Source organism: Nocardia sp. NPDC006044, assembly GCF_042871115.1.
Lineage (GTDB): Bacteria > Actinomycetota > Actinomycetes > Mycobacteriales > Mycobacteriaceae > Nocardia.
Map to the genome: position 1 here is coordinate 2,286,021 of NZ_JBIAID010000001.1, position 26,306 is coordinate 2,312,326.

Genomic DNA, 26,306 nt, shown 5'->3' on the forward strand with positions numbered 1-26,306 from the left:
CAATCTCGCATGAAATGCCCAGCGGCACAGGGTGAAACACCCGTAACGGGCGCCGGGAACGGCACGCGCGAAACCGCCGCCTACCGCGTCTGCCTCGCGAAATGCCGTACTGTGCCCGCCGTGCCGCCATCCGCCCTTCGTGACCGCAAACGCGAACGTACCCGCCGAGCCCTGCTCCAGGCAGCCGTAGAGCTTTTCGAGACGAGAGGCTACGAAGAGACCACGGTTGCCGACATCGCCGCGGTGGCCGATGTGGGGACTCGCACCTTCTTCAACTACTTCGCCAGCAAGGAAGAGCTGCTATTCCCGGAGACCGACGACCGAGTGCGGGCCGCGGTGGCCGCGATCGGCAGCCGGCGACCGGGGGAGCGACCGGTCGAGGTGCTGCTCCGGGCGCTGCGCGCGGCCGGTGACAACCCCGGCGAGCATCTCGTCGACGATCTGAACGCGCGGATCGCCGCGTTACGGGCGCAGGTTTCGCGCACCGTGCCGTCGGTGAGCGGCCGGGCCGCGCACGCACAGCTGGTCACGCAGCGTGAGATCGCTCGTCAGCTGCACATCGCGTTCCCGAACGAGCTGGACGAGGTCGGTGCCGCGGCGCTGGTCGGTGCGGTCGTCGGCGCGGTGTCGGGCGCGCTGACCGTGCTGTTCCAGCAGCCGATCAGCGGCGCGGAAGACGGGGAGCGACTGCACCGGCGCATCCACGAGACGACCTCGCGGGTGCTGAAGCCGTGGCTCGCCTCGCAGGTCGAAACCCGGGGCTGATCAACCGAACTGCTGCCAGCCCAGCCGGATCACCATGCCGACGACCACCACCAGCAAGACGATGCGCACGAACTTCGCGCCGTTGCGCAGCGCCATGTGCGAGCCGGCGATCGCGCCGGCGATATTGCCGACCGCCATGGCCGCGCCGAGCGCCCAGATGATGTGGCCGGTCGCGCCGAAGAAGATCAGCGCGCCGAGGTTGGACCCGCAGTTGATCACCTTCGCCATCGCGGCCGCGCGGACGAATTCGGTGCCGAGCAGCGTGGCGAAGGTGATGATCAGGAACGTGCCGGTGCCGGGGCCGAGCAGTCCGTCGTAGAGGCCGATCAGGCCCGCGGCCAGCGCGATGGTGAGGATGAACTTGCGCCGCGTCGGCGGGTGCGTGGCCAGGGTGACGCCGATCGACGGGCGCAGCGTGACGAACACCGCGACCGACACCAGCACCACCATCACGATCGGGATGAACAGCTCGCGATCGATCAAAGACACCGCGGCAGCGCCGATTCCGGACGTGACCGCCGCGATCCCCGCCGCGGGCAGCAGTACTCGCCAGCGCAGCGGCACCTTCCTGGCGAAGGTCACCACCGAGGCGCCCGTGCCCGCGAGCGCGGCCAGCTTGTTGGTGCCGAGCGCGGTCTGCGGCGCGATCGTCGGGGCGACCAGGAACAGGGTCGGCAGGATGATCAATCCGCCGCCCCCGACCACCGCGTCCACCCACCCCGCGGCCGTCGCCGCGGCCAACAACACCACCCAGTCACCGATCTGCACACCGGTCAGCCAACCAGACCGCATGTCCAATACCAGACAGCAGTCCAGTACAGCCGCACCGCTTCTGATTTCCCGCACCGAAAATTGGCTGCGATTCTCGGTGCGGGAAATCAAGAGTGGTGCGGCTGTGCGTTGGCGCAGGCGAGGGTGCGCGTCGGCTTAGGGTGGTCGACATGCGTCGGTTCAGTTTGTGGCTTCGCGGGAAGCCCATTGTTGCGGATTCGATGCTGGCGTTGGTTCTGCTGGTGCTCGAGGTGCTCGGGGTTGCCAACGCGGACAACAAGGCCGCGGCGGCGGCGATCGGCGTCTTCATTCCGCTGCCGATCGTGTTCCGGCGGGTGTATCCGCGGGCGATGGCGGTGGCCGTGCTGTTGCTGTCGTTCACCGCGACCGCGGTGCAGTATGTGGTCGGCGACGAGCAGGTCGAGCACATCACGCTGTTCAGCCTCGGGATCATGCTGTACACGCTGGTCGCCTACGTCGGGCGGCGGGAGGGGCTGTGGTTCGGGGTGGGGCTCGTGGCCGACAGCGGGCTGTCGACCGCGGCGGGCTTGGTGAGTCCCAGCGATCTCATCTTCACTCTGATGTTCTTCGCCCTGTGCTGGACCTTGGCCGAATTCATCGGTGCGCGACACGCTTACGACACCGAGGTCGCGGCCCGGCTCGCGGTCGCCGACTACGACAAGGAGCGGCGCGCGCACGACGCGGTGTCCGCCGAGCGCACCCGCATCGCCCGTGAGTTGCACGACGTGGTCGCGCACGCGGTGAGCGTGATCATCGTGCAGGCCGACGGCGCGCGCTACGCGTTGCGCCGCGACCCGGACGCCGCCGAACAGGCGCTCGGCACGATCGCGGGCACCGGCCGCGAGGCTCTGCGCGAACTGCGCCGGACCGTCGCGCTGCTGCGCACCGAACACGCCGCCGACCAGTTGCCGCAGCACGGCACCGCGGGGTTGGCGAAGGTGGTCGAGATGATGCGCGGCACCGGCCTGGCCGTCGAACTGGAACTGACCGGCGAACTCGACGACATCGCCCCCGAGGTCAGCCTCGGCGTGCATCGCATCGTGCAGGAATCGCTCACCAACACGCTGCGCCACGCGGGTCCGCACCCGAAGGCCTGGGTCCAGATCCGTCGGCGCGACACCGACGTCACCATCGACATCACCGACACCGGCGGCGTTCCCCTCGATGAACCCGCCATCCGGATCAAGGGCGGCGGCATGGGCCTGGTCGGCATGCGCGAACGCATCGCGGTCCTCGGCGGAACGCTGGAAACCGGTCGTTCCGCCGACGGCGCGTGGCGCGTCCAGGCCACGATCCCCTTGGAGCCGGGTCTCCCCGAGTAGCGCGGCATAACCAACGCTGATTTGGGTGCGGCACGAGCGGAAGTGCGCGGCGAGCGGAGTGGGGCGGGCACGTTAGATTAGGGGCGTGCCGATCACCGTTCTCGTTGTGGATGACCAGGAACTCATGCGTATGGGGCTGAAGATGGTCCTCGGGGCGCACCCGGACATCGAGGTGATCGGGGAGGCGGCGAACGGGGCGGCCGCGGTCAGCCGGGCGGCGGAATTGCGGCCGGACGTGGTGCTGATGGACGTGCGGATGCCGGTGGTGGACGGGGTCACCGCGACCACGCGGATCGTCGAGGCCGGGCACGGCTGCCGAGTGCTGGTGATGACCACGTTCGATCTCGACGAGCACGCGCTCGGCGCGTTGCGGGCCGGCGCGAGCGGGTTCCTCTTGAAGGACACGCCGCCGGAGGACCTGATCTCCGCTATCCGCAGTGTGGCCGCGGGGGACGCGGTGGTGTCGCCGAAGGTGACCAAGCGGCTGCTCGATCGGCTGATCGCGGAGGATCCGGCGCGGATGCGCGACCCGGGTGTGCTCGACGTGCTCACCGCGCGCGAACGAGAAGTGCTGGAGCAGATCGCCGCTGGTCGTTCGAATGCCGAAATCGCCGAGCAGCTTTACCTTTCCGAGGCGACGGTGAAGACCCACGTGGGCCGCGTGCTCACGAAACTCGGTCTGCGCGACCGGGTTCAGGCCGTGGTGCTGGCGTACGAGACCGGGCTGGTCCGGCCCGGCGGCTGACGACCATCGCCGGTTGTCGAAATCCGCAGCCCTACCGCGCGCTAGTCGACGCCGCGGCCGTCGGGCTGACCTGCGTCCGAAGTGATCGAACCGAGCGGACGCGCGGTGACGTAAGTCCTGTGCGGCGAACGTCGATGCAGGCACTCGACTAGGCCTGCGGGCACATCCAACCCGGATTCATCTTCGCCGGCTCAGCCGGATGGCCATCTCCCTGAACAGCGGTTTTCGCATGCTGTGAGCGAACGAACATGTTCGTAACGAACATGTTCGTTATAGTGGATTCATGCCGACCGACCCGCAGAAACCGAGAAGTCGCCGCGAACGCCCAGCGAAACCCGCGCTGACCCGCCCCGGCATCATCGCGACCGCCGTCCGGCTGATGCGGGCCGAAGGTCTGGAGCGCGTCACCATGCGACGCCTCGCGGCCGAGCTGGATACCGGGCCCGCCTCGCTCTACGTGTACGTCCGCAATACCGCCGAACTGCACGCCGCGGTCCTCGACGACATGCTCGCCGCGGTCGACCTCGCCCCGGTCGACGCGCCGGGCGACTGGCAGGACCGCCTGGTTCAGCTGCTCACCTCGTACACGATGGTGCTCTACGACAACCCCGGCCTCGGCCAATCCGCGCTGGTCGCCCGCCCGTCCGGTCCGGGCTACCTGAACCTGCTCGAAGCGATCCTCGCGCTGCTGAACCAGGGCGGCCTCCCCGACGACCGCGCGGCCTGGCTCTGCGACGTGCTGTTGCAGCACGCCACCGCGAACGCCGCCGAACACGCCACCCGCGACCGCGGCACCGACCTCGAACGCGACACCGACGCACTCGTCGCCGCCATTCGCACCGCTTCGACCGAAACCCACCCCAGGATCGCCGCTCTGGGCGACGACCTGCTGTCCGGCCCCGGCTCGGACCGCCTCGCCTGGGGCTTCCATCTGCTCATCAACGGCGCCGTGCACACACCGCGCCCCACCCGTTAGGGGAATGCCATGTCGCAACACCATCCCATCGCCGTGATCGGCGCCGGCCTCAGCGGTCTCGTGCTCGCCCGCGTTCTGCACGTGCACGGAATAGCAACGGCCGTCTACGAACTCGACGCTTCGCCGGACGCTCGCGGTCAGGGCGGCATGCTCGACATACACGTCGAATCGGGCCAAGCGGCGTTGCGCGCCGCGGGCTTGTTCGAGGAGTTCCGCGCGCTCGTGCACGCCGGCGGCGAAGAAATGCACATCATCGACAAGCACGGCAACATCCGCATGCAGGAAGACGGCGGCGACGGCGACCGACCCGAGATCGACCGTAACGACCTGCGCCGCTTGCTGCTGAACTCGTTGCCGGACAATACGATTCGCTGGGGCACAAAAGTGGTCGATGCGCGTGCGGTTGGCGACGGCAGGCACGAGGTGATCCTCGCCGACGGCTCCACCTTCACCACCGACCTGCTGATCGGCGCGGACGGAGCCTGGTCCAAGATCAGGCCGCTGCTGTCCACGGCCACCCCCGCTTACACCGGTGTCTCCTTCGTCGAATGCGACCTACCCGACGCCGCCACCCGAAACCCCGCCGCGGCCGAATTGGCCGGCGGCGGAATGATGTTCGCCCTCGCCGACGGCAAAGGCATGCTCTCCCACCGGGAAACCGACGGCTCCGTGCACACCTACGTCGCCCTCGCCGCGCCGGCGGACTGGCTGAACAGTATCGACTTCACCGACACGCCGTCGGCCAAAGACTATGTCCTGCAACGCTTCCAGGATTGGGACGACGCGCTGCGCGCGCTGGTCGCCGATGCCGAGGGTCCACTCGTTCCGCGTCTCATCCATGCCCTGCCGATCGGCCACAGCTGGGACCGCGTCCCCGGCGTCACCCTGCTCGGCGACGCCGCTCACCTCATGTCACCGTTCGCGGGCGAAGGGGCGAACCTCGCACTGCTCGACGGCGCCGAACTCGCCACCGCGCTGATCACCCATCCCGACCTCGAGCAGGCCCTGCACGCCTACGAAACGGCCCTCTTCCCGCGCAGTGCCGAACTGGCCGCCGAATCCGCCGCCAACCAGGCCCTCATGTTCGGCCCGGACGCACTGGACAAGCTGCTGGCCCAGATGAGTTCCTACGGCGAACCGGCCGCCTGAGCAGGATCTCAGCGGGCTCTCAGGCGGATTCGGGAGAAAATTCGCGCCGCCGGGCGTTGCACAGGGTAGATCGTCCGAAAGGATCGCCATGCCCGCCCTAGTATTCGTCCTCTACGTGATCACCGAGATCATCGCACTGGTCGCCGTCGGCCAGTGGCTCGGTGTGATTCCCGCCATCCTGCTGCTGATCGCCGGTTCCGCCGCGGGCATGCTGCTGATCGGTTCGCAGGGCCGGCGGGTGTTCGAGCAGTTCCGGCGGGCCGGTCGCGGGGAGATCCCGCCGGGCACCGCGGTCGCCGACGGCGCGCTGGTCGCCGCGGGCGGGTTCCTGATGTTCGTGCCCGGCCTGGTCACCTCGCTGTTCGGCTTGTTGCTGCTGTTGCCGCCGACCCGGATGCTGGTGCGTCCGCTGGTCGCCGCGTTCGCCGCCCGCCGGATCGGCAAGATGACCGCCGCGATGCCGTATCGCGGCGTGGTGATCGACGGCGGTGATGTGGTCGACGGGGTCGTGGTGCAGCAGTGGTACGACGACGGGCAAGGCAACGCGCGCCGCGCGATTACCAAGCCATAGTTTCGCTATTACCAACGGGTAGTAAAGGCGCGCGGGCGGGCTAGGGATCCGGGCCGAACGGGGCTATGGTGGCGCGATGGCCACCGAGCAACTCACCATCACGGTGAGCGAGGAGCTGGCCGCAGCGGTCAAGAAAGCTGCGGCAGCTGCCGGACAGTCGATCTCTGGTTTCACCGCGGCGGCGCTGCGGCTGGAACTCATCGCCGTCGAAGCGGGTTACCGGTCCGGCTCACGCCTAGGTACGAGCCAGTTCGCCGAGGTGATGACGGTGCTGGCGTGCCCGGAGGACACGGCACCGCAGCCGGTCTTGAACGGCTGACCTGAAAGCCTGAATCCGGCATACGGCAGACTGGTCTCCCGTGAGAACCCAGTTGCTGATCGGCGGTCGTTTCTACAGTTCCAGTTCCCCCGACGCGACAGCGATGGCGGTGACCGACGGGACCGTGGTGTGGCTGGGCGCCGAGCAACCGGGCCGGGCGCTGCACCCGGACGCCGAGATCATCGAGCTGGACGGCGCGTTCGTCGCACCGGCCTTCGTCGATCCGCACGTGCACGTCACCGCGCTGGGGCTGAAACTCACCGGGCTCGACCTGTCCGTGGCGCGGTCGCTCGAGCATTGCCTGACCCTGCTGAGCGAGTTCGCCGCGGCCCGGCCCGAGGGCGCGATTCTCGGTGACGGCTGGGACGAGACCACCTGGCCCGAGGGCCGTCCGCCCACGGTCGAGGAGATCGACAAGGCCGCGGGCGCCCGGCATGTGTACCTGTCCCGGGTGGACGCGCATTCGGCCGTGGTGTCCACGGCCCTGCTCGACGCCATGCCGCAGGTGACCGCCGCCGACGGCTACACCCGCGGCGAACCGGTGCGCGCGACCGCCCACCATCTCGTCCGCACCACCGTGCTCGCGGAACTCGATCGGGCCCAACGGGATCGAGCCAGAACCGCCGCACTCGACCACGCCGCCGCGCACGGCATCGTCGCGGTGCACGAGTGCGCCGGCCCGGAGATCTCCGGCCGCACCGACATTCGCGAACTGCTCGACTTCCAGCACGGCGTGCAGGTGCGTGCCTACTGGGGCGAAGCGGTCGGCAGTGCCGAGGAAGCGCGCGCTCTCATCGCCGAACTCGGTGTGCACGCGCTCGGCGGCGACCTGTTCGTCGACGGTTCGATCGGCTCGCACACCGCCTGGCTGCGCGACCCGTACGCCGATGACGCCGGCACCGGCCGCGCCTACCTCGACGCCGACGGCATCGCCGCGCACGTGCGCGCCTGCACGGAGGCGGGCATCCAGGCCGGCTTCCACGTGATCGGCGACGCCGCGATGGACGCGATCATCGCCGGATTCGACCGCGTGGTCGGCGAATTCGGCGGTCCGGCCGTCGCCGCCCGCGGCCACCGCGTCGAACACGCCGAACTGCTCGACGCCGATCAAATCGCCAAGCTCGCCTCCTGGGGCGTGATCGCCAGCGTCCAACCGGGATTCGACGCGGCCTGGGGCGGACCCGACGGCATGTACGCCGCCCGCCTCGGCGCCGACCGCGCCGCCACCCTGAATCCCTTCGCCGCCATGGCATCCGCGGGCATCTCCCTGGCCCTCGGCTCCGACGCCCCGGTCACCCCGCTCGATCCGTGGTCCGCCGTCCGCGCCGCCGCCAACCACCACACCCCGGGCCATTCCCTCTCTCCGCGAGCCGCTTTCGCCGCCGCCACCCGAGGCGCCTGGCGCGCGGGCGGCGTCCGCGACGGCGTCGCCGGCACCCTCGTCCCCGGCGCCCCCGCCTCCTACGCGATCTGGGACGCCGACCAACTGGTCGTCGCCGCGGCCGCCGACACCGTCCAACGCTGGTCCACCGACCCCCGCTCCCGCGTCCCCGGCCTCCCCCCGCTGGCACCCGACTCACCCCTGCCCACCTGCCTGCGCACCGTCCACCGCGGAACCACCATCTATGCAGCGTGACCACCCCACCCAGGTGCGCCGCGAACCTCCGGCTAGCCCAGCCGACCCCGGCCCGCCACCCCGAGTCGCACGTCTTCACGACAACGTGGCCGAGTTGTCCGGCGCCACTCCGCCCACCGGCGATGCGCCGACGGGCCGCGCATGCGCCCATCCCACAACGAACTCGACCGAAAGCCGCAGCGAGTTGAACGCGCGAACGCCGAACTTGCCATGTCGTAGCGATACGACCGAATTCGCCGGTGCACCAACGGTTGTCAGAGCTGTTTCAGCGGATCGCAATGAAGCCAGCGCGAGTGCTGGTGGGCATGCGAGTAGGAGTTCGAGCGGAGTCCGTGCGTTGGTGCCGGACTGGTCGCGGCATAGCGGTGCGGCCGAATCTGCCGGTGCACCAACGGTTGTCGTCAGAGCTATCTCCGCGGATCGTGAGGAAGCCAGTGCACGTACTGGTGGGCACGCCAGCGGTAGTTCGAGCGTTGGTCGTGCGAAAGTGATTGCGCGGGTGTCGGACTTGCCCTTGCATAGTGGCGCGGCGGAATTCATCGGTGCGACATCGTTCGTCGTCGGTGCGGTTTCGTCTGATCTCGAGGGCGCTATTGCGAATGCCGGTGGGTACCCCGATGGATGCTGGAGCGTCGGTCGGGTGGGGTTGAGTGTGTGGGCGCGGGATTTGGTGTGGCGTAGCGGTGTGGCTGAATTCGGCGGCGGCACAGGGGCTGTCGTCGGTGGGGTGCCCAGGAATCGGGTGCGGATCGGTGTGGGCGTCGATGGGGATTCGAGGGGCGCGTCGGCGCGAGGGCGGATGCGGTTGCGGGGTTGCCGGGTTCGGGGAGGCCGGTGGAGCGGTGCGGCGATGGGGAATCGGAGAATCGCGGCACTCGCCGCTGTAGCGGATGGGAAGGTGACCACTCGTGGTGCGTGAGCGAGTTCCGGCGGTGTTGAGCCGGTATCCGGTGTTGTGGCGGTCGGTGGCGGCGATCGTGGGCGGGCTGTTGCTGTTCGGGAGTTTTCCGCCGCGGCCGTGGTGGTTTCTCGCGCCGGTGGGGATCACGGTGCTCACGCTGGTCGTGCGGGACAGTGGACGGTTGCGTAGCGGGTTCGGGTACGGGTTCCTGGCGGGGCTGGCGTTTTTCGTTCCGCTGTTGCCGTGGACCGGAATCTATGTGGGGCCGGTGCCGTGGCTGGCGTTGTCCACGGTGTGCGCGGTGTACATCGGGCTGTTCGGGGTGATTGCGCGGCTGGTGGGCAGGTTGCCCGGGTGGCCGTTGTGGGTGGCGCTGGCATGGGCGAGCGCCGAGTGGGTGCGGTCGAGTTTTCCGTTCGGTGGATTTCCTTGGGGGCGTTTGGCATTCGGGCAGGCCGACGGATGGTTCCTCTCGCTGGCTTCCATCGGTGGAGCACCGATGGTCAGTTTCGCGGTGGCGCTCACCGGAACCGGTGCGGCGGCACTGATTCTGGCCGTGCGATCGGCGCGCGTGGGTGCGTCCGGGACCACACCGGTCGCCCCGGAAGACGGTGGACAGGCGCCGAATAGTACCGCCTCGGTGGAGGATGCATCGTCGCAGGACAGCGCTGTCGAAACCGTGGACAACGCATCGACAATGGGCAATGGCGCTCCAGCAGAAGAGCATCAAGCCGCAGCCGATGAGCGTCGCGCGTCCACCTCGCGTGCTGATGTCGGCAATGCCGTAGACGAGCAGCATCGCGCATCTACCCCGCGGATCGCGTTCTTCACCGCCGCATCGGCATTGATCGTCATGCCGATCGCCGGCCTGCTCCTCAGCCTCACCCTGCCCGACCCGAGCCAGGGCGACCGCACCATCACCGTCGCCGCGATCCAGGGCAGCGTCCCGCGACTGGGGCTCGACTTCAACGCGCAACGCCGCGCTGTGTTGGACAATCACGTCCGCCGCACGAAGGAACTGGCCCGCGCAATCGAAGCCGGCCAGGCGAAGCAGCCGGATGTGGTGATCTGGCCGGAGAACTCCTCCGACATCGATCCCCTGCGCAACGCCGACGCCGCCACGATCATCACCGAGGCCTCCGAACAGATCGGCGCACCCATCCTGGTCGGCGCGGTGCTGGTGAACAGCGACCGCACCACCACCAATTCCGTCATCGTGTGGAACGGCGCGGCAGGCCCGGGGGAGCGGCACGACAAGAAGATCATCCAGCCGTTCGGCGAGTACCTGCCGATGCGCTCGTTCTTCCGCCTGTTCTCCGAATACGCCGACCGCGCCGGATATTTCGTGCCGGGCCACGGCGACGGCGTGGTGCGCGCCGACGGCGTCGATATCGGCGTCGCGACCTGCTATGAGGTCGCCTTCGACCGCGCCTTCGAGGACGCGATGCGCGCGGGCGCCCAACTGCTCACCGTGCCGACGAACAACGCGACCTTCGGAGACAGCGAGATGACCTATCAGCAGCTGGCGATGTCGCGGATCCGGGCGGTCGAACACGGCCGTGCCCTCGTCGTCGCGGCCACCTCGGGGGTGAGTGCGATCATTGCCGCGGACGGCACTGTGGCGCAGGAGACCCCGCAGTTCGTGCCCGCCGCCTTGGTCGCCGATCTGCCGCTGCGCACCAGCAACACCATCGCGACTCGGGTGGGTCCGGCGCCGGAGCGTGTCTTCGTCGCGCTGACCGTGGCGGCGTCGGTGGCCGGGGTGGCGGTCCGGCGGCGGCGCTCCCGAACCGAGGAGACGACCGACCGGAACGCCGAGATCGGACAATCCGTCTCCTGACAACGGCGATACCGGACCGGACGCCCGGTATTTTCTGTGGCATCTGTAGCCGAATTGTGATGTAGCGCAATATTCGCCGAGTCGGGTGGGGTACGCGGGCGTTTTCTTGTCGCGTCACCTATCTTCCTGGCGTTTCTCTGTCGCAAAGCGCCCAAATCGCCCAGTTCGCGATGGTGTAGCTACCAAAATCATGACCCGCCAACGGCGTTGGATGTGAAACAAATCCAACTCGTCGGCAATCCGCCCGTTCTAACGCTCCGAATCTAAAGGCGTAGATCACGTCCGTGGTCGGCGCCTGCGCGCCGACTGTGTGGCGATGCACGTGGAGTTGCTTCAACAGCGGCAGAACGGAGTGATTGATGAGTTCATTGGCCACGGATCGCGTCGACCAATGTTCATCCGGCGAATTTTCGGCACAACCGTTCGTTTTGTCGCCGGCGCAAACGGCGCTCTGGTACGCACAGCGGATCCGCCCGGATGTGCCCTTGACCATCGCCCAGTATGTGGAGATCCACGGTGACCTGGACGTCGGGCGCCTGCTCTACGCCATCGAGCGGTTCGGCGCGGAGACCCAGGTCGGCCAGGTGCGCCTGCGCGAGATCGACGGAATCCCGCATCAGCTGGTCGATCCCGCCCGTAGACCCGGCTGGGCGCGGGTCGATCTGCGCCACGAGGCCGACCCGCACGCCGCGGCGCTGCGCTGGATGCACGAGCATGCCAGCACGCCGATCGATCTCGAACGCGATCCGCTCAGCACGAATGTGGTGCTGCGCACCGGGGATTCGGACTATATCTGGTACGCCCGTGCCCATCACATCGTGATCGACGGCTACGGCGCGATGAACGCGCTCACCCGCACCGCGGAGATCTACACCGCGCTGGAGAACCACACCGAGCCCGTCGCGTCCCGGGCTATGCCGCTGACCGAGATCTACGCCGACGAGGTGCGCTACCGCGACACCAGCCGGTTCCGCGCGGACCGCGACTACTGGCTCGAGCAGCTGGCCGGGGCCGGCGAGCCGATGAGCCTCAGCGGCGTCACCGTCACCGCGGCCAGTCACGACGTGGGCCGGCGCACCGCCACCGCCGTGCTCGACGACCGCGCCCAGTCCGCGGTGGACACCGCGACCGCCGAGTTCGGCACCGCCAACTCGGCGCTGTTCGTCGCGGCGCTGGGCGCGTATGTGCGCTCGGTGACCGGGAATCCGGATGTGGTGCTCAGCCTGCCGGTCTCCGCGCGCACCACGGTCTCGCTGCGCCGGTCCGCGGGCGTGATCTCCAACGTGGTGCCGATCCGGCTGCGGTTCACCGCCGAGACCACCGTCGCCGACGTGGTGAAGGCCGCCGAACTCCAGATCACCGGCGCGCTGCGCCACCAGCGCTACCGTCACGACGACATCCGCCGCGATTGCGGCTACTCCCGCGACGCCCGCGGCTTTTTCGGGCCGATGGTCAACATCATGCTGTTCCACAACGAGCTGAAGTTCGGCAACCTGGTCGGCTCGCTCAACGTGCTGGCCACCGGGCCCGTCGAAGATCTGTCGATCAACCTGTACAACGGCGTCGGCAACCGCATCCACGTCGATTTCGAGGCCAATCCGCGGCTCTACAGCGAAACCGAGGTGAGCACCCACCACGAGCGCTACCTCGATTTCCTCACCCGCTTCCTGACCGCCGCGCCGGACACCCGCACGGAGACGCTCACCGCCATCACCGCGGCCGAACGCACCCGGGTCCTGCACGACTGGAACGCGACCGAGACCCCGCCGCACACCGGCACCCTCGCGAGCCTGTTCGCCGAGCGCGTCGCGAGCTGCCCCGACACCATCGCACTCGAATTCGGCGACGAGGCAATCACTTACGCCGAACTCGACGACCGCGCCAACCGCCTCGCCCGGCTGCTCATCGCCCGCGGCGCGGGCCCGGAGCGCGTGGTCGCGCTGTGCCTGCGCCGCAGTCTCGACCTCGTCGTCGGCATGTACGCGATCGTCAAGGCGGGCGCGGCCTACCTGCCGCTGGATCCGGAACATCCGGCCGAGCGCATCGAACAGATCGTGCGGCAGGCAGCACCGGTCTGCGTGCTGACCGCCGACCGCGACGAGCTCACCCTGCCGGTGAACCGGCTCGCCGTCGACACCGCCGACCTGTCCGGCTACCCCGGTTCGCCGATCACCGACGCCGACCGCACCTGCGCGCTGCGCGCCGACCACCTCGCCTACGTGATCTTCACCTCCGGCTCGACCGGCAAGCCCAAGGGCGTCGGCGTCACGCACGCCGCGATCGTCAACCGGCTGCGCTGGATGCAGCACGAATATCCGCTCGACCACACCGACGCGGTCTTGCAGAAGACCCCGGCCACCTTCGACGTATCGGTCTGGGAGTTCTTCTGGCCCTTGCAGATCGGCGCGCGCCTGGTCGTCGCCGAGCACGACGGCCATCGCGACCCCGGCTACCTCGCCCGGCTGATCACCGAAAAGCGGATCACCACGGCGCATTTCGTGCCGTCCATGCTGTCGGTCTTCGTCACCGACACCGACGTGCGCGGTTGCACCGCACTGCGCCAGGTGTTCTGCAGTGGTGAGGCGTTGCCCGCCGCGACGGTCCGGGACTTCCACGCCGCTCTGCGTTCGCCCGCCCCGCAGGGTTTGCCCGCCGCCACCCACAGGCACGGCCCAGCCCTGCACAACCTGTACGGCCCGACCGAGGCCGCGGTCGACGTCACCTACTGGCCGTGCCCGGCCGATCCGACGAGCGTGCCGATCGGCTCACCGGTCTGGAATACCCAGACCTACGTGCTGGATTCGCGTCTGCGCCCGGTGCCGCCCGGCGTGGTGGGGGAGCTGTATCTGGCCGGTGTCCAGCTGGCCCGCGGCTACCTCGGCCAGCCGAGGCTGACCGCGGATCGCTTCGTGGCCAATCCCTTTGCGCCCGGCGCCCGGATGTACCGCACCGGCGACCTCGCGCGCTGGCAGCTCACGACCGGCCGTCCCGGCGTGCTGGAATACATGGGCCGCAGCGACTTCCAGGTCAAGATTCGCGGCCTGCGCATCGAACTCGGCGAGATCGAGGCGGCGCTGCTGGCCGACGACCGGGTCGCCAGGGCGGTCTGCGTGGCCCACACCGGACGCAACGGCGACGAACTGGTCGCCTATGTCGTCGCGGTGCCCGACGCCGAGGAGTACCGCCCCGCGGTGCCGTCCACCGGCGGGCCGCACCCGGTGTCCCGGATCGATACGGCCGCGCTGCTCACCGCGCTGCGCCGCACCCTGCCCGCCTACATGGTGCCGTCCGCGCTGATGGAGCTCGACGAACTGCCGCTCAGCGCCAACGGCAAGATCGACCGCAAGGCGCTGCCCGCGCCCGCGGTGGGCGCTCGCTCGGCCGGCCGGTCGACGGCCGAGCCACGCACCGAGGTGGAGCGCGTGCTGGCCCGCATCTTCGCCGAGGTGCTGGGCACCGACGACATCGGCGTCGAGGACAGCTTCTTCGACCTCGGCGGCAACTCGCTCATTGCCGCCCGCGCGGTGGCCAGGATCAATGCCGCCCTCGGCACCGGACTGACCATCCGCGACCTGTTCGAGGCGTCCACCATCGCCGCGCTCACCCAGTGCTTCGCCACCCACACCGCCGATGTCGCCTCGCCGAAACTCGTTGCCGCCGACCGCCCGGAGCGGATTCCGCTGTCGCTCGCCCAGCAGCGGCTGTGGATCCTCAACCGGTTCGCCGAACACGCCGCGGCCTACAACATGCCGCTGGCCGTGCGGATCGAGGGCGCGCTCGATGTCGAGGCGCTGCGGGCCGGCCTGGTCGACGTGATCGAACGGCACGAGAGCCTGCGCACCACCTTCCCGGAATCCGCGGACGGGCCGTGCCAGCTGATCCATCCGGCCGCCGAGATCCCGCTGACGCTGGACCCGATCGACGCCACCGGGGCCGACGTGGCTGCGCTGGCCACCGAATTCGCCGGGTACGGCTTCGATCTGCGCATCCAGGCCCCGATCCGGGTGGCGCTCTACGCCACCGGGCCGGACAGCTGGGTGTTCCTGCTCGTGCTGCACCACATCTGCGGTGACGGCTGGTCGATCGCGCCGCTGGCCAGGGATCTCATGACCGCGGTGTCCGCGCGCGCCGAGGGCCACGCACCGCAGTGGGCGCCGCTGCCGGTGCAGTACGCCGACTTCGCGCTGTGGCAGCGCGAACTGCTCGGCGCCGAGTCCGACCCGGCCAGCGCGCTGAGCGCCCAACTGACACACTGGCATTCGGCGCTGGCCGGCCTGCCGGACCAGCTCGACCTGCCGCTGGACCGCCTGCGGCCGCTGCGCCGCGCCACCACCGGCGGCCGGGTCGAATTCACCATCTCCCCCGAAATCCGCCGCGCGGCAGGTGAACTCGCGACCACCCGGGGCGTGAGCATGTTCATGGTGCTGCACGCCGCGCTGGCCACGCTGCTGTCGCGGCTGTGCGCGAGCACCGACATCGCCATCGGTACGCCGATCGCGGGTCGTTCCGATCCGGCGCTGGACGATCTGGTCGGCATGTTCGTGAACACGCTGGTGCTGCGCACCGAGATCGACCCGGCGGCCGGTTTCGACCGGATGCTGGACGTGGCCCGCGAGACCGACCTCAACGCCTTCGCCAACGCCGACGTGCCGTTCGAGCGGCTGGTCGAGGTGGTCAACCCGGAACGCTCCGCCGCCCGGCATCCGCTGTTCCAGGTGATGCTGTCCTACGACCGCGCACCCGACCTGCGGGTCGAGTTGTCCGGCGTGCGCGCCGAGGTGCTGCCGATCGTCTCCGACATCGCCAAGTTCGACCTGCAGCTGGTGGTGCACGACGACACCTCCGACGGACCGCTGACCGCCGAATTCGGCTACGCCACCGACATCTTCGACAAATCGACGGTCGAGTCCTTCGCCCGCCGCTTCGTCGCCGTGCTGAACGCGGTGGTCGCCGCGCCGAGCATGCCGATCGGCGACCTGACCATCTTGGACCAGCGCGAACTGGCAAACCTGGTACCGATCGCCGGTTCGCCGGCCGAGCCGTTCACCACCCTGGCCCGGCTGCTCACCGACACCGCCGAACGGCTGCCGGACGCGGTCGCGGTGCGCTACCTGGGCATCGACACCACCTACCGCGAGCTCGACGAGACGTCGAACAAGCTGGCCCGCGCGCTGATCGAGCACGGCGCGGGCCCCGAGGTGGTCGTCGCCATCGCGCTGCCGCGCGGCCTGGACGCCATCACCGCGGTCTGGGCGGTCGCGAAAACCGGTGCGGCGTATGTGCCGATCGATCCGGGCTACCCCGGCGAGCGGATCGCGCACATGATCACCGACTCCGGCGCGCTGCTCGGCCTGACCGACGCGGAATGCCTCGCGGCCATGCCGGAGTGGCCCTCGCCGCGCGGCCGCCACCGCAAGCATCACGTGGACTGGCTGGTGCTCGGTTCCGCCGAGCTGGCCGCCGAATCCGTCGCCTACTCCACCGATCCCATCACCGACGCCGACCGGCACCATCCGCTGTGCACGGTGCACCCGGCGTACCTGATCTACACCTCGGGCTCCACCGGCACCCCGAAGGCGGTGATCATCACCCACGCCGGGCTCGCGTCCCTGGCACACGAGCAGATGCACCTGTTCGGCGTCTCGGATTCGGCTCGGACACTGCACTTCTCGTCACCGAGCTTCGACGCGTCGGTGCTGGAGCTGCTGCTCGGTTTCGCCGCGGGCGCGACCATCGTGGTGGCGCCGGCCGGCCTGTACGGCGGCGCCGAACTCGCCGCGTTCCTGCGCGCGGAACGGGTCACCCACGCCTTCGTCACCCCCGCCGCGCTGGCCACCGTGCCGACCGCCGGGCTCGACGAGCTCGAGGCGGTGATCGTCGGCGGTGAGGCGTGCTCGGAAGAACTGGTCGAGACCTGGTCGGCCCGGCACCGCATGCACAACATGTACGGCCCGTCCGAGGCGACCGTCGCGGCCACCGCGACCGGCCCGATGGTCCCGGGCCGCCCGGTGCCGCTGGGCAGGCCGATCCGCGGCATGCGGCTGTTCGTGCTGGACGGACGGCTGCATCCGGTGCCACCGGGCACGCCGGGCGAGCTGTACCTGTCCGGACCCGGCCTGGCGCGCGGCTATCACGGGCGATACGCCCTTACCGCGCAACGGTTCCCGGCAAACCCGCACGGCCGGCGCGGCGAGCGCATGTACCGCACCGGCGACCTGGTGGTGGTCGAGCACAGCGGCCGGCTGCGCTTCCTCGGCCGGGCCGACGATCAGATCAAGATCCGCGGGTTCCGCATCGAGTTGCGCGAGATCGACCACGTGCTGCGCGAGCATCCCGGCGTGAGTTTCGCGCTCACCATCGTGCACACCGACGAGCAGGGCCAGCCGCGGCTCGCCTCGTATGTCACCGCCGATCAACCGGTGGACGCCGCCGCGATCGTCGAGACCGCGCGGCAGCGGCTGCCCGGATACATGGTGCCCGCCTCGGTTATCGTGCTGGACGAGCTGCCGGTCACCCCGGCGGGCAAGCTGGACCGAAAGGCGTTCCCGGAACCCGTTTTCGCCGCCCTCGGTTCGTCGCGCGCGCCGAGCGGCGAGCTCGAGTCGCGGGTCGCGGGCGTGTTCGGCGACATCCTCGGCCGCCCGATCACCGGCGCGGAGGACAGCTTCTTCGACGTCGGCGGTAACTCCCTGCTCGCCACCCGCCTCGCCGCGGCGCTGCACGCGGAGTTCGGGGTGGACCTGCCGGTGCGGGTGATCTTCGAGGCGCCCACCATCGCCGGCGTCGCCGAGCGGCTCACGGAAGCGCCCCGGACGCAGCGGTTGGCGCTGGCTGTGCAGACCACGCGCCCGGGACGCATTCCATTGTCGCTGCCGCAGCAGCGACTGTGGTTCCTCAATCGATTTTCTCCCGAATCGAGCGCATATAACATCGCTTTCGTTATCCGCATCGCGGGTGATCTGGATGTGGCGGCCCTGCGGGCGGCGCTCACCGATGTGGTCGAGCGGCACGAGGTACTGCGCACGGTCTTCCCGGAGGACAGCAACGGTGCCCAGCAGTCGGTGCTGCCGACCTCGCGCGCGCTCCCGTCGATCGATCCGATCGACGTCGACGACGCGGGCGCCGCGGCCGCGCTGCGCACCCTCGCGCACACCGGCTTCGATCTCGTCCGCGCCACTCCGTTGCGAACGACGTTGCTGCGCACCGGATCCGAGCGCTACCTGCTCGGCATCGTGGTGCACCACATCGCCGCCGACGGCTGGTCGCTCGGCCCGCTGACCCGGGACCTGGCCGCCGCCTACGTGGCCCGGCACGAGGGCGCCGCACCGGCGTGGGCGCCACTTCCGGTGCAGTACGCCGACTTCGGGCTGTGGCAGCGCGCCTGCCTCGGCGACGAGAACGATCCGGAGAGCCTCGCGGGCAGCCAGCTGGCCTACTGGCGCACCGCGCTGGCCGACCTGCCCGACGAACTGCCCCTGCCCTACGACCGGCCGCGCCCCGCGGAGCCGACGCAGCGGGCGGGCGCGGTGAAATTCACGGTGCCCGAACCGGTCCAGCGTGCGCTCGCCGACCTGGGCAAGGAGCAGGGCGTCAGCATGTTCATGGTGCTGCGCTCGGCGCTTGCCGTGCTGTTGCGCTCGGTGACCGGCGGCCGCGACATCGTGATCGGCACGCCGGTCGCGGGCCGCACCGACACCAAGCTCGACGAGCTGGTCGGCATGTTCGTCAACACGCTCGTGCTGCGTTCGGATGTCGATCCGGACCGCACCTTCGCGGGCCAGCTGCGCGCCGATCGCGACACCGAGCTGGCCGCGATGGCGCACGCGGACATACCGTTCGAGCGCATCGTCGAGGAATTGGGCCGCGAGGCCCGCAGTTTCGGTCGCCACCCGCTGTTCCAGGTGGCGTTGAGCGTGCAGGACGGACCGGTTCCGGTGCTGGAACTGCCGGGTCTGGCATTGCGCGCCGAAGAGCTCGACATCGCGCTGGCGAAGTTCGACCTGGAACTGCGGGTCGCCCACATCGGGTGCGACGCCGGGCCGGGCGAACCCGGGCAGGCCTTCGAATTCGTCTACGCCGCCGAGCTTTTCGATGAGTCGACGATCCACACCCTGGCCGATCGGTTCCTGCGGGTGCTCGCCGCGATCACCGCCGATCCGCGAGTCCTGGTGCGCGACATCGACGCCCGCACCGAACGGGAGCGGCGCCTGTTCGCCCCGGCGACCGGCGGCGCGACCACCCCGCAGTGCACGTTGTCCGCGTACTTCACCGCCACCGCGCACATGCATCCGCAGCGCACCGCGGTGCAGTCGGGCGCCACCACGCTCACCTACGCCGAGGTGGACCGCCGCTCGAATCGGCTGGCGCGGGCCCTGCTCGCGCGGGACATCGGGATCGGCGACCGGGTCGCGCTGGGGCTCACCCGCTCGGTCGAGTCCGTCGTCACCCTGCTCGCGGTGGTCAAGTCCGGCGCCGCGTTCGTGCCGGTCGACCCGAACTATCCGGCCGACCGGGTGCGGCACATGCTCGGCGACGCGGGCTGCTGGGTCGGCGTCACCGTCACCGAACACGCCGACCGGCTGCACGCGGCCACCCTCGACGGCCCGTCGACCGAGTGGCTGCTGCTTGATGAGCCCGACTTCGTGACCGAGCTCGATACCTACGACGACGCGCTGGTCGACGACCTCGACCGGCTGTGCACCATCGAGGCGGCCGACCTCGCGTACCTGATCTACACCTCCGGCTCCACCGGAAAACCCAAGGGCGTCGCGGTCACCCATGCCGGACTGTCCAACTTCGCCGACGAGCTGCGCGACCGCATGCGGGTCGACCGCGAGTCGCGCACGCTGCACTTCTCCTCGCCGAGCTTCGACGCGGCCATGCTGGACCTGCTGCTCGCGGTGGGGTCCGGCGCGGCGATGGTGATCTGCCCGCCGGAGGTCTACGGCGGCGACGAGCTGGCCGCGCTGCTGGAGCGGGAGCGGATCACCCACACCTTCCTGACCCCGGCCGCGCTGTCCACCATCGACCACGAACGCTGGCCGCTGCCGCACCTGCGTGCGCTGATGGTCGGCGGCGAGGCGTGCGCGCCCGACCTGGTGGCCCTCTGGGCGCCGGGACGGGCGATGTTCAACGGGTACGGGCCGACCGAGACGACCGTCGTGGCCACCATCGCGACGCTCACCGCGGACCGGCCGGTCACCATCGGCACCCTGGTCCGCGGCGCGCGGGCACTGGTGCTGGACGAGCGGCTGCGTCCGGTGCCGGTCGGCGTGCCCGGCGATCTGTACCTCGGCGGACACGGCGTGGCCCGCGGCTACTTCGACCGATTCGGGCTCACCGCATCGCGTTTCGTGGCCGACCCGTACGGTCCCGCGGGCGCGCGGCTGTACCGCACCGGTGACGTGGTGCGCTGGAACGCGGCCGGCGAGCTCTGCTATCTCGGCCGCAGCGACCATCAGGTGAAGGTGCGTGGCTTCCGCATCGAGCTCGGCGAGATCACCGCCGCGCTCGGCGAGCATCCCGGAGTGCGGTTCGCGCACACCGAGGTTCGCCAGATCGCGGGCGCGGACCGGATCGTGTCTTTCGTCCAAGCCGCCGACGAGCACGCGGGTGTGGATGTGGAGGCGGTGCGCGCCCATCTGGGCGCGCAGTTGCCGTCGCACATGGTGCCCACGAGCATCACCGTGCTGGACCGGATTCCGCTCACCCCGGTGGGCAAGCTGGACACCGCCGCGCTGCCCGAACCGCAGCTCGTCGCCGGCGTTGCCGCGCGGGCGCCGCAGACCCGGTCCGAACTGCTGGTCGCCGAGGTGATGGCGGACCTGGTCGGCGTCGACGCGGTGAACGCCGACGACAGCTTCTTCGATATCGGCGGAAACTCGTTGCTGGCAACGCAACTCGTCGCCCGGCTGGCCGCGGCGACGAATATCCGGCTCGAGGTCCGCACCGTGTTCGCCGCGCCGAAGGTGTCCGCGCTGGCCGCGCTGCTCGACTCCGGGCCGGCCGGCGCGGACGCGCGTCCCGCACTGGTGCGCCGCCACCGGCCCGAGCGGATTCCGCTGTCGGCGGCCCAGCGCAGGCTGTGGTTCCTCAACCGGTTCAACGGATCCGGCGAAGCGGCCGAGCAGACGGCGGGCGCCTACAACGTGCCGGTCGTGCTGCGGATGAACGGCAAACTCGATGTCGACGCGCTGGTCATGGCGTTGCACGCGGTGCAGGCCAGGCACGAGACGCTGCGGACGGTGTTCCCCGAGACCAACGGCGAACCGGCCCAGCAGGTGCTCGATCTCGCCGCCGCCGCGATCACGCTGTTCGTCGCGACGGTCACCCCGGCCGAAGTGGACGACGCCGTACGCCGTTTCGCCGCACCGGGATTCGATCTCGCGGGCATGGTGCCGATCCGGGCCGCGCTGATCTCGGTCTCGCCCGACGGCGACACCGGCGTGCAGAACCCGGCCGAGGTGTCCGACGAGCACGTGCTGGTCCTGGTGGTGCACCACATCGCCATGGACGGCTGGTCGCTCGAGCCGATGGCGCTCGACGTGGCCACCGCCTACCGGGCGGCCTGTGCCGGACGCACGCCGGAGTGGTCCGAGCTCGCCGTCCAGTACGCGGATTACACGCTGTGGCAACAGGAGACGCTCGGCGCCGAGAACGACGCCGATTCGGTGCTGAGCCGGCAGCTCGCCTTCTGGCGGCGCACCCTGGACGGCAGCCCCGAACTGCTCACCGTGCCCGCCGACCGGCGGCGTCCGCCGACGCCGTCGTATCGCGGCGGACTGGTCGAGTGCGCGATCGACGCCGACACCCACCGGGAACTGCACACCGTCGCGACCAGCAACAACGTCAGCATGTTCATGGTGCTGCACGCCGCGCTCGCGGTGCTGCTGCACCGGATGACCGCGACCGACGACATCACCGTCGGCACGCCCATCGCCGGCCGCGGCCACCCCGCGCTGGACCGGTTGATCGGCATGTTCGTCAACACGCTGGTGCTGCGCACCCGGATCGATCCGGACGCCAGGTTCACCGACCTGCTGCACACCGTCCGCGACACCGACCTGGACGCGTTCGCGCACGCCGACGTGCCGTTCGAGCGGCTCGTCGAGGTGCTGAATCCGGCTCGCTCGCAGGCACATCACCCGATGTTCCAGGTGATGCTGTCGGTGCAGAACCAGCCGGTGCGCGCGCTGGACCTGCCCGATCTGCGGATCGAGGCGGCCGACGTGGACACCGGCATCGCCAAGTTCGATCTGCAATTCACCCTCACCGAATCGCAGACGCCCGAACGCGATCCGGCCGGCATCAGCCTGTCGGTGAACTACGCGAGCGATCTGTTCGACGAGCAGACCGCGCTGCTGCTCGGCAAGCGGCTGGTGCGGCTGCTGACCGCGGTCGCCGCGAATCCGACCACCGCGGTGGGGGATCTGGAGCTGCTCGATCCCGCCGAATGGTCCGGGCTCGCCCCGGTGCGCGGTGCCGAGCCGGACCGTCCGGTCACCCTGCCGGAGGTGTTCGAGGCGGCAGTGAACGTCGACCGCAAGGCGATCGCGTTGCGCGCGCAGGACACTCAGGTCAGCTATGACGCGCTCGACCGGTGGACGAACCGGCTGGCGCGGGTGCTGATCGGGCGCGGCGTCGGCCCGGAAACGCTGGTGGCGCTGGGCATTCCGCGATCGGTCGAGTCGGTGGCGACGGTGCTCGCGGTGGCCAAGGCCGGCGCCGCGTTCGTGCCCGTCGACCCGCTGTACCCGGCGCACCGGATCACCCACATGCTGTCGGATTCGGGTGCGGCACTGGGTATCACGCTCGGCGACTACCGTGCCGCACTGCCCGGCGGGGTCGAGTGGATCGTGCTGGACGACGCGAACTTCCGCGGCCTGGTGCTCGACTCGTCCGACGCGTCGATCGCCGCCGCGGAGCGCAACGCGCCGCTGCGGCTGGACAACCCGGCGTACGTGATCTACACCTCCGGTTCGACCGGCACGCCGAAGGGCGTGGTGGTCACCCACGGCGGCCTGTCCAACTTCGCCGCGGAGACCGCGCAGCGCTTCGACGTCCGGCCCGGCTGCCGCGTATTGCATTTCGCGACACCGAGTTTCGACGCCGCGATGCTCGACCTGCTGCTCGCACTGGGTGGCGCGGCCACCCTGGTGATCACGCCGCCCGGCGTGGTCGGCGGGGACGACCTGGGCCGGGTGTTCATCGACGAGGCGATCACGCACGCGTTCATCACCACCTCCGCGCTCGGCACGGTCGATCCGACCGGCGTCACCGAACTGCGGCACGTGCTGGTCGGCGGCGAGGCGCTGCCGCCGGACCTGGTCACCCGCTGGGCGCCGAACCGCAACCTGTACAACGTGTACGGGCCCACCGAGACGACCATCGTCACGGTGATCGGGCAGCCACTGACACCCGGCGGTCCGATCACCATCGGCGGCCCGATCCGCGGGGTCAGCGCGACCATCCTGGACACCCGCCTGCATCCGGCGCCGGTGGGCGTCACCGGCGAGCTGCAACTGTCCGGCGCCGCGCTGGCGCGGGGCTATCTCAACCGACCGGGGCTGACGGCGCAGCGGTTCGTCGCCAATCCGTACGGCAAGCCGGGAGAGCGGATGTACCGCACCGGCGACCTCGTGCGCTGGTGGTCCGGGACGGGCTCGCTGTCCGCGGGCCGCGACACCGGCTCCGGCCGCGAGATCGAGTACGTCGGCCGCACCGACCATCAGGTGAAGATCCGTGGCTTCCGTATCGAACTCGGCGAGATCGACGCGGCGCTGTCCCGGCACGGCGCGGTCGAGTTCGCCACCACCATCGGCCATCGCACACCCGCGGGAACCACCGCGCTGGTGTCGTATGTGAAGGCACGCAACGGGGTCAGCGCGGCCGAGCTGACCGAGCACGTGGCCGAGCTGGTGCCGAATTACATGGTGCCGCAATCGATCATGTTGCTCGACCGGGTGCCGCTCAGCCCGGTCGGCAAGCTGGACCGGAAAGCGTTGCCGGAACCGGTATTCGCCGCCGCCGAGGGGTATCGGGCACCGTCGACGCCGACCGAGTCGGCACTGTGCGCGGCCTTCGCCGCAGTGCTCGGCCTGGAATCGGTGGGCGCCGACGACGGGTTCTTCGAGCTCGGCGGCAATTCGCTGCTGGCCACGAAGGTGGTTGCGCAGGTGCGGGCCAACGGGCTCGACCTGCCGGTGCAGCTGATGTTCGGCGAGGCGACCCCGGCCGCCATCGCCGGCCGGCTCGACGGTTCCGGCGCGGGCATCGCGGCCGCGCTGGGACCGGTGCTGCCGATCCGCCCGAACGGCGCCGCGGCGCCGCTGTTCTGCATCCATCCCGCGATCGGGCTGGCCTGGTGCTACTCGGGGTTGCTCGCGCACCTCGCGCCGGACCGCCCGGTGTACGGGTTGCAGGCGCCGCACGTCGCGGGGGAGGACGGGTTCGCCTCGATCGCCGAGGCCGCCGGACAGTATGTGGCCCATATCAAGTCGATCCAGCCGGTCGGGCCGTACCACCTGCTCGGCTGGTCGCTCGGCGGGCTGATCGCACACGAGGTCGCGGTGCGCCTGCAGGACGCGGGCGACGAGGTCGCGCTGCTGTCGATGATGGACAGCTACCGGCTCTCCGATGCCTGGCTCGAGCACGCGATCCCGAGCGTGGCCGAGATCATCGAGGAGTTCGGCAGCGGCCGGCTCGACGCCCCGATCGACCCGGCGATGAACCTGCGCGACGCGGCCGAACTGCTGCGCGAGCGGCCGGGGCCGTTCGCGGCGCTCACCGTCGAGCACCTCGAACGGCTCTACGCCGGCTACACCAACGGCACGCTGCTCGCGCACGGCTTCCGGCCCCGGGTGTTCGACGGTGACGTGGTGTTCTTCACCGCCGCCGCGGACGAGATCAACCGGGCCGATCCGGAGCGCAGGGCGGTCGCGTGGCAGCCGTTCGTGACCGGCGCGATTCACGATCACGAACTGCCGTGCCGGCATTCGGCGATGACCGCACCCGAATCGCTGGCGGCGATCGGTTCGGTCTTACGCCGCGAGCTGGACGGCGACCCCGGGCTGCCGCTGGCCAACGGATCGCTCCCGGCCGGCGGCGACCCGAAACGCACCAAGAACGGTTCGCGATCCGACAAGCCTGCCATCGGGATCAGAAAGAAGGAGAAGCAAAGGTGACGCAGGGGTCCGCCGACAGACCGGCCGCGAGGGCGGCGCTCGGGGAGGTAAACCAGTGAGCTTGGCAGTAGAAGTGCACGGCCTGGTGAAGAGCTACGGCAAGATCCGGGTACTGGACAACATCGACCTGCACATTCCGGCCGGCACCGTGATGGGGCTGCTCGGGCCGAACGGGGCGGGCAAGACGACGACGGTCCGCATCGTCACCACGTTGCTCAGCCCGGACGCCGGGTCGGTCCGGGTGGCCGGGGTGGACGTGTTGCGCAATCCGGGGGCGGCGCGGCGGCGGATCGGGCTGTCCGGTCAGTACGCCGCGGTGGACGCGAACCTGTCCGGATACGAGAACCTGCGCATGGTGGCCCGGCTGTACGGGATGTCGCCGCGGCAGTCGACGGTGCGCGCGGTGGAGCTGTTGAGCGCGTTCGGCTTGGAACACGCCGCGGACCGCCGCGCGGGCACCTACTCCGGCGGCATGGCGCGGCGGCTCGACCTGGCCGGCGCGCTCGTCGCCCGGCCCGCGGTGGTGGTGCTGGACGAGCCGACCACCGGGCTCGATCCGCGCGGGCGGCTCGACATGTGGCGCGTCATCGGCGAACTCGTCGACGACGGCACCACCGTGCTGCTGACCACGCAGTATCTGGAGGAAGCCGATCTGCTCGCGGACCGGATCACCGTGATCGACCGCGGCCGGGTGATCGCGCGCGGATCCGCGGACGAACTGAAGATGTCCATCGGCGGTGACCGGCTCACCGTCACCCTCGCCGCCGGGCAGGACGTGAAACCGGCACTGACGGTGCTCGCCCAGGTCGGCATCGGCGAACCGAGCCACGAGGCGGACACCAACGAGGCGTCGGTCGTGGTCGGCGACGGCTCGCGCACCATGGTCGAGGCCCTGCGCCGGCTCGATGACGCGGGCGTGTGCGTGGTGGACGCGAACGTCCATCGTCCGAGCCTCGACGACGTATTCCTTTCGCTCACCGGCACTTCGGCCCGTGATTCGGCCGAGCGCCAGCCAGAAACCGATGACGTGACAGAGGAGATTCTTTCGTGACCGCCGTTGTTGAAGCGCCTAAAAGGCAAGTGGCTCAGCTGGATTCGGGGCCGCAG

At 69.9% G+C, this 26,306-nt stretch carries 12 protein-coding genes; 11 read left to right on the top strand and 1 reads right to left on the bottom strand.

The window, feature by feature from the left end:
* The first annotated feature begins 120 nt into the window (after window positions 1-120).
* Window positions 121-765 (top strand): TetR/AcrR family transcriptional regulator, encoded by a 645-nt coding sequence (locus ACFYO1_RS10825; protein ID WP_387229258.1) that lies wholly within the window; start codon window positions 121-123, stop codon window positions 763-765.
* On the opposite strand, the gene ACFYO1_RS10830 is transcribed toward ACFYO1_RS10825, so the two are convergent.
* Window positions 766-1,533 (bottom strand): TSUP family transporter, encoded by a 768-nt coding sequence (locus tag ACFYO1_RS10830; protein ID WP_387231837.1) that lies wholly within the window; start codon window positions 1,531-1,533, stop codon window positions 766-768. It abuts the gene before it with no gap.
* 173 nt (window positions 1,534-1,706) lie between these two features.
* Between ACFYO1_RS10830 and ACFYO1_RS10835 the strand changes: the two genes are divergently transcribed.
* From ACFYO1_RS10835 to ACFYO1_RS10880, 10 genes are all read left to right on the top strand, one after another.
* Entirely contained in the window at window positions 1,707-2,879 is a 1,173-nt protein-coding gene (locus ACFYO1_RS10835) for a sensor histidine kinase (protein ID WP_387229260.1), read from the top strand.
* 85 nt (window positions 2,880-2,964) lie between these two features.
* A complete protein-coding gene (locus tag ACFYO1_RS10840) occupies window positions 2,965-3,624 on the top strand; it encodes a response regulator (protein ID WP_378716553.1) in 660 nt (219 codons plus the stop codon).
* Between the two features lie 283 nt (window positions 3,625-3,907).
* On the top strand, window positions 3,908-4,600 hold the full coding sequence (locus ACFYO1_RS10845) for a TetR/AcrR family transcriptional regulator (protein WP_387229264.1): 693 nt from the start codon (window positions 3,908-3,910) through the stop codon (window positions 4,598-4,600).
* A 9-nt stretch (window positions 4,601-4,609) separates the two neighbouring features.
* Window positions 4,610-5,749: an FAD-dependent oxidoreductase gene (locus ACFYO1_RS10850; protein ID WP_387229266.1), complete on the top strand. Its 1,140-nt coding sequence runs from the start codon at window positions 4,610-4,612 to the stop codon at window positions 5,747-5,749.
* Between the two features lie 88 nt (window positions 5,750-5,837).
* Window positions 5,838-6,320, top strand: a complete 483-nt coding sequence (locus tag ACFYO1_RS10855) for an FxsA family protein (RefSeq protein ID WP_387229268.1) — start codon at window positions 5,838-5,840, stop codon at window positions 6,318-6,320.
* Window positions 6,321-6,396: 76 nt separating this feature from the next.
* On the top strand, window positions 6,397-6,639 hold the full coding sequence (locus ACFYO1_RS10860; RefSeq protein WP_387229270.1) for a hypothetical protein: 243 nt from the start codon (window positions 6,397-6,399) through the stop codon (window positions 6,637-6,639).
* Window positions 6,640-6,679: 40 nt separating this feature from the next.
* The gene (locus ACFYO1_RS10865) at window positions 6,680-8,275 is read left to right on the top strand and encodes an amidohydrolase (protein WP_387229272.1); all 1,596 of its coding nucleotides are present in this window, start codon (window positions 6,680-6,682) and stop codon (window positions 8,273-8,275) included.
* Window positions 8,276-9,183: 908 nt separating this feature from the next.
* Complete coding sequence (gene lnt, locus ACFYO1_RS10870; protein WP_387229275.1) at window positions 9,184-11,016, top strand: apolipoprotein N-acyltransferase; 1,833 nt, start codon at window positions 9,184-9,186, stop codon at window positions 11,014-11,016.
* 359 nt (window positions 11,017-11,375) lie between these two features.
* The gene (locus ACFYO1_RS10875) at window positions 11,376-25,199 is read left to right on the top strand and encodes an amino acid adenylation domain-containing protein (protein WP_387229277.1); all 13,824 of its coding nucleotides are present in this window, start codon (window positions 11,376-11,378) and stop codon (window positions 25,197-25,199) included.
* A 55-nt stretch (window positions 25,200-25,254) separates the two neighbouring features.
* The gene (locus tag ACFYO1_RS10880; protein WP_387229280.1) at window positions 25,255-26,250 is read left to right on the top strand and encodes an ATP-binding cassette domain-containing protein; all 996 of its coding nucleotides are present in this window, start codon (window positions 25,255-25,257) and stop codon (window positions 26,248-26,250) included.
* Window positions 26,251-26,306: the final 56 nt, after the last annotated feature.

Bases quoted from the DNA above. Each gene is read 5' to 3' on its own strand.
- ACFYO1_RS10850 (WP_387229266.1), top strand. From the start codon at position 4,610: ATGTCGCAACACCATCCCATCGCCGTGATCGGCGCCGGCCTCAGCGGT.
- ACFYO1_RS10855 (WP_387229268.1), top strand. From the start codon at position 5,838: ATGCCCGCCCTAGTATTCGTCCTCTACGTGATCACCGAGATCATCGCA.
- ACFYO1_RS10835 (WP_387229260.1), top strand. From the start codon at position 1,707: ATGCGTCGGTTCAGTTTGTGGCTTCGCGGGAAGCCCATTGTTGCGGAT.
- ACFYO1_RS10845 (WP_387229264.1), top strand. From the start codon at position 3,908: ATGCCGACCGACCCGCAGAAACCGAGAAGTCGCCGCGAACGCCCAGCG.
- ACFYO1_RS10875 (WP_387229277.1), top strand. From the start codon at position 11,376: ATGAGTTCATTGGCCACGGATCGCGTCGACCAATGTTCATCCGGCGAA.
- ACFYO1_RS10860 (WP_387229270.1), top strand. From the start codon at position 6,397: ATGGCCACCGAGCAACTCACCATCACGGTGAGCGAGGAGCTGGCCGCA.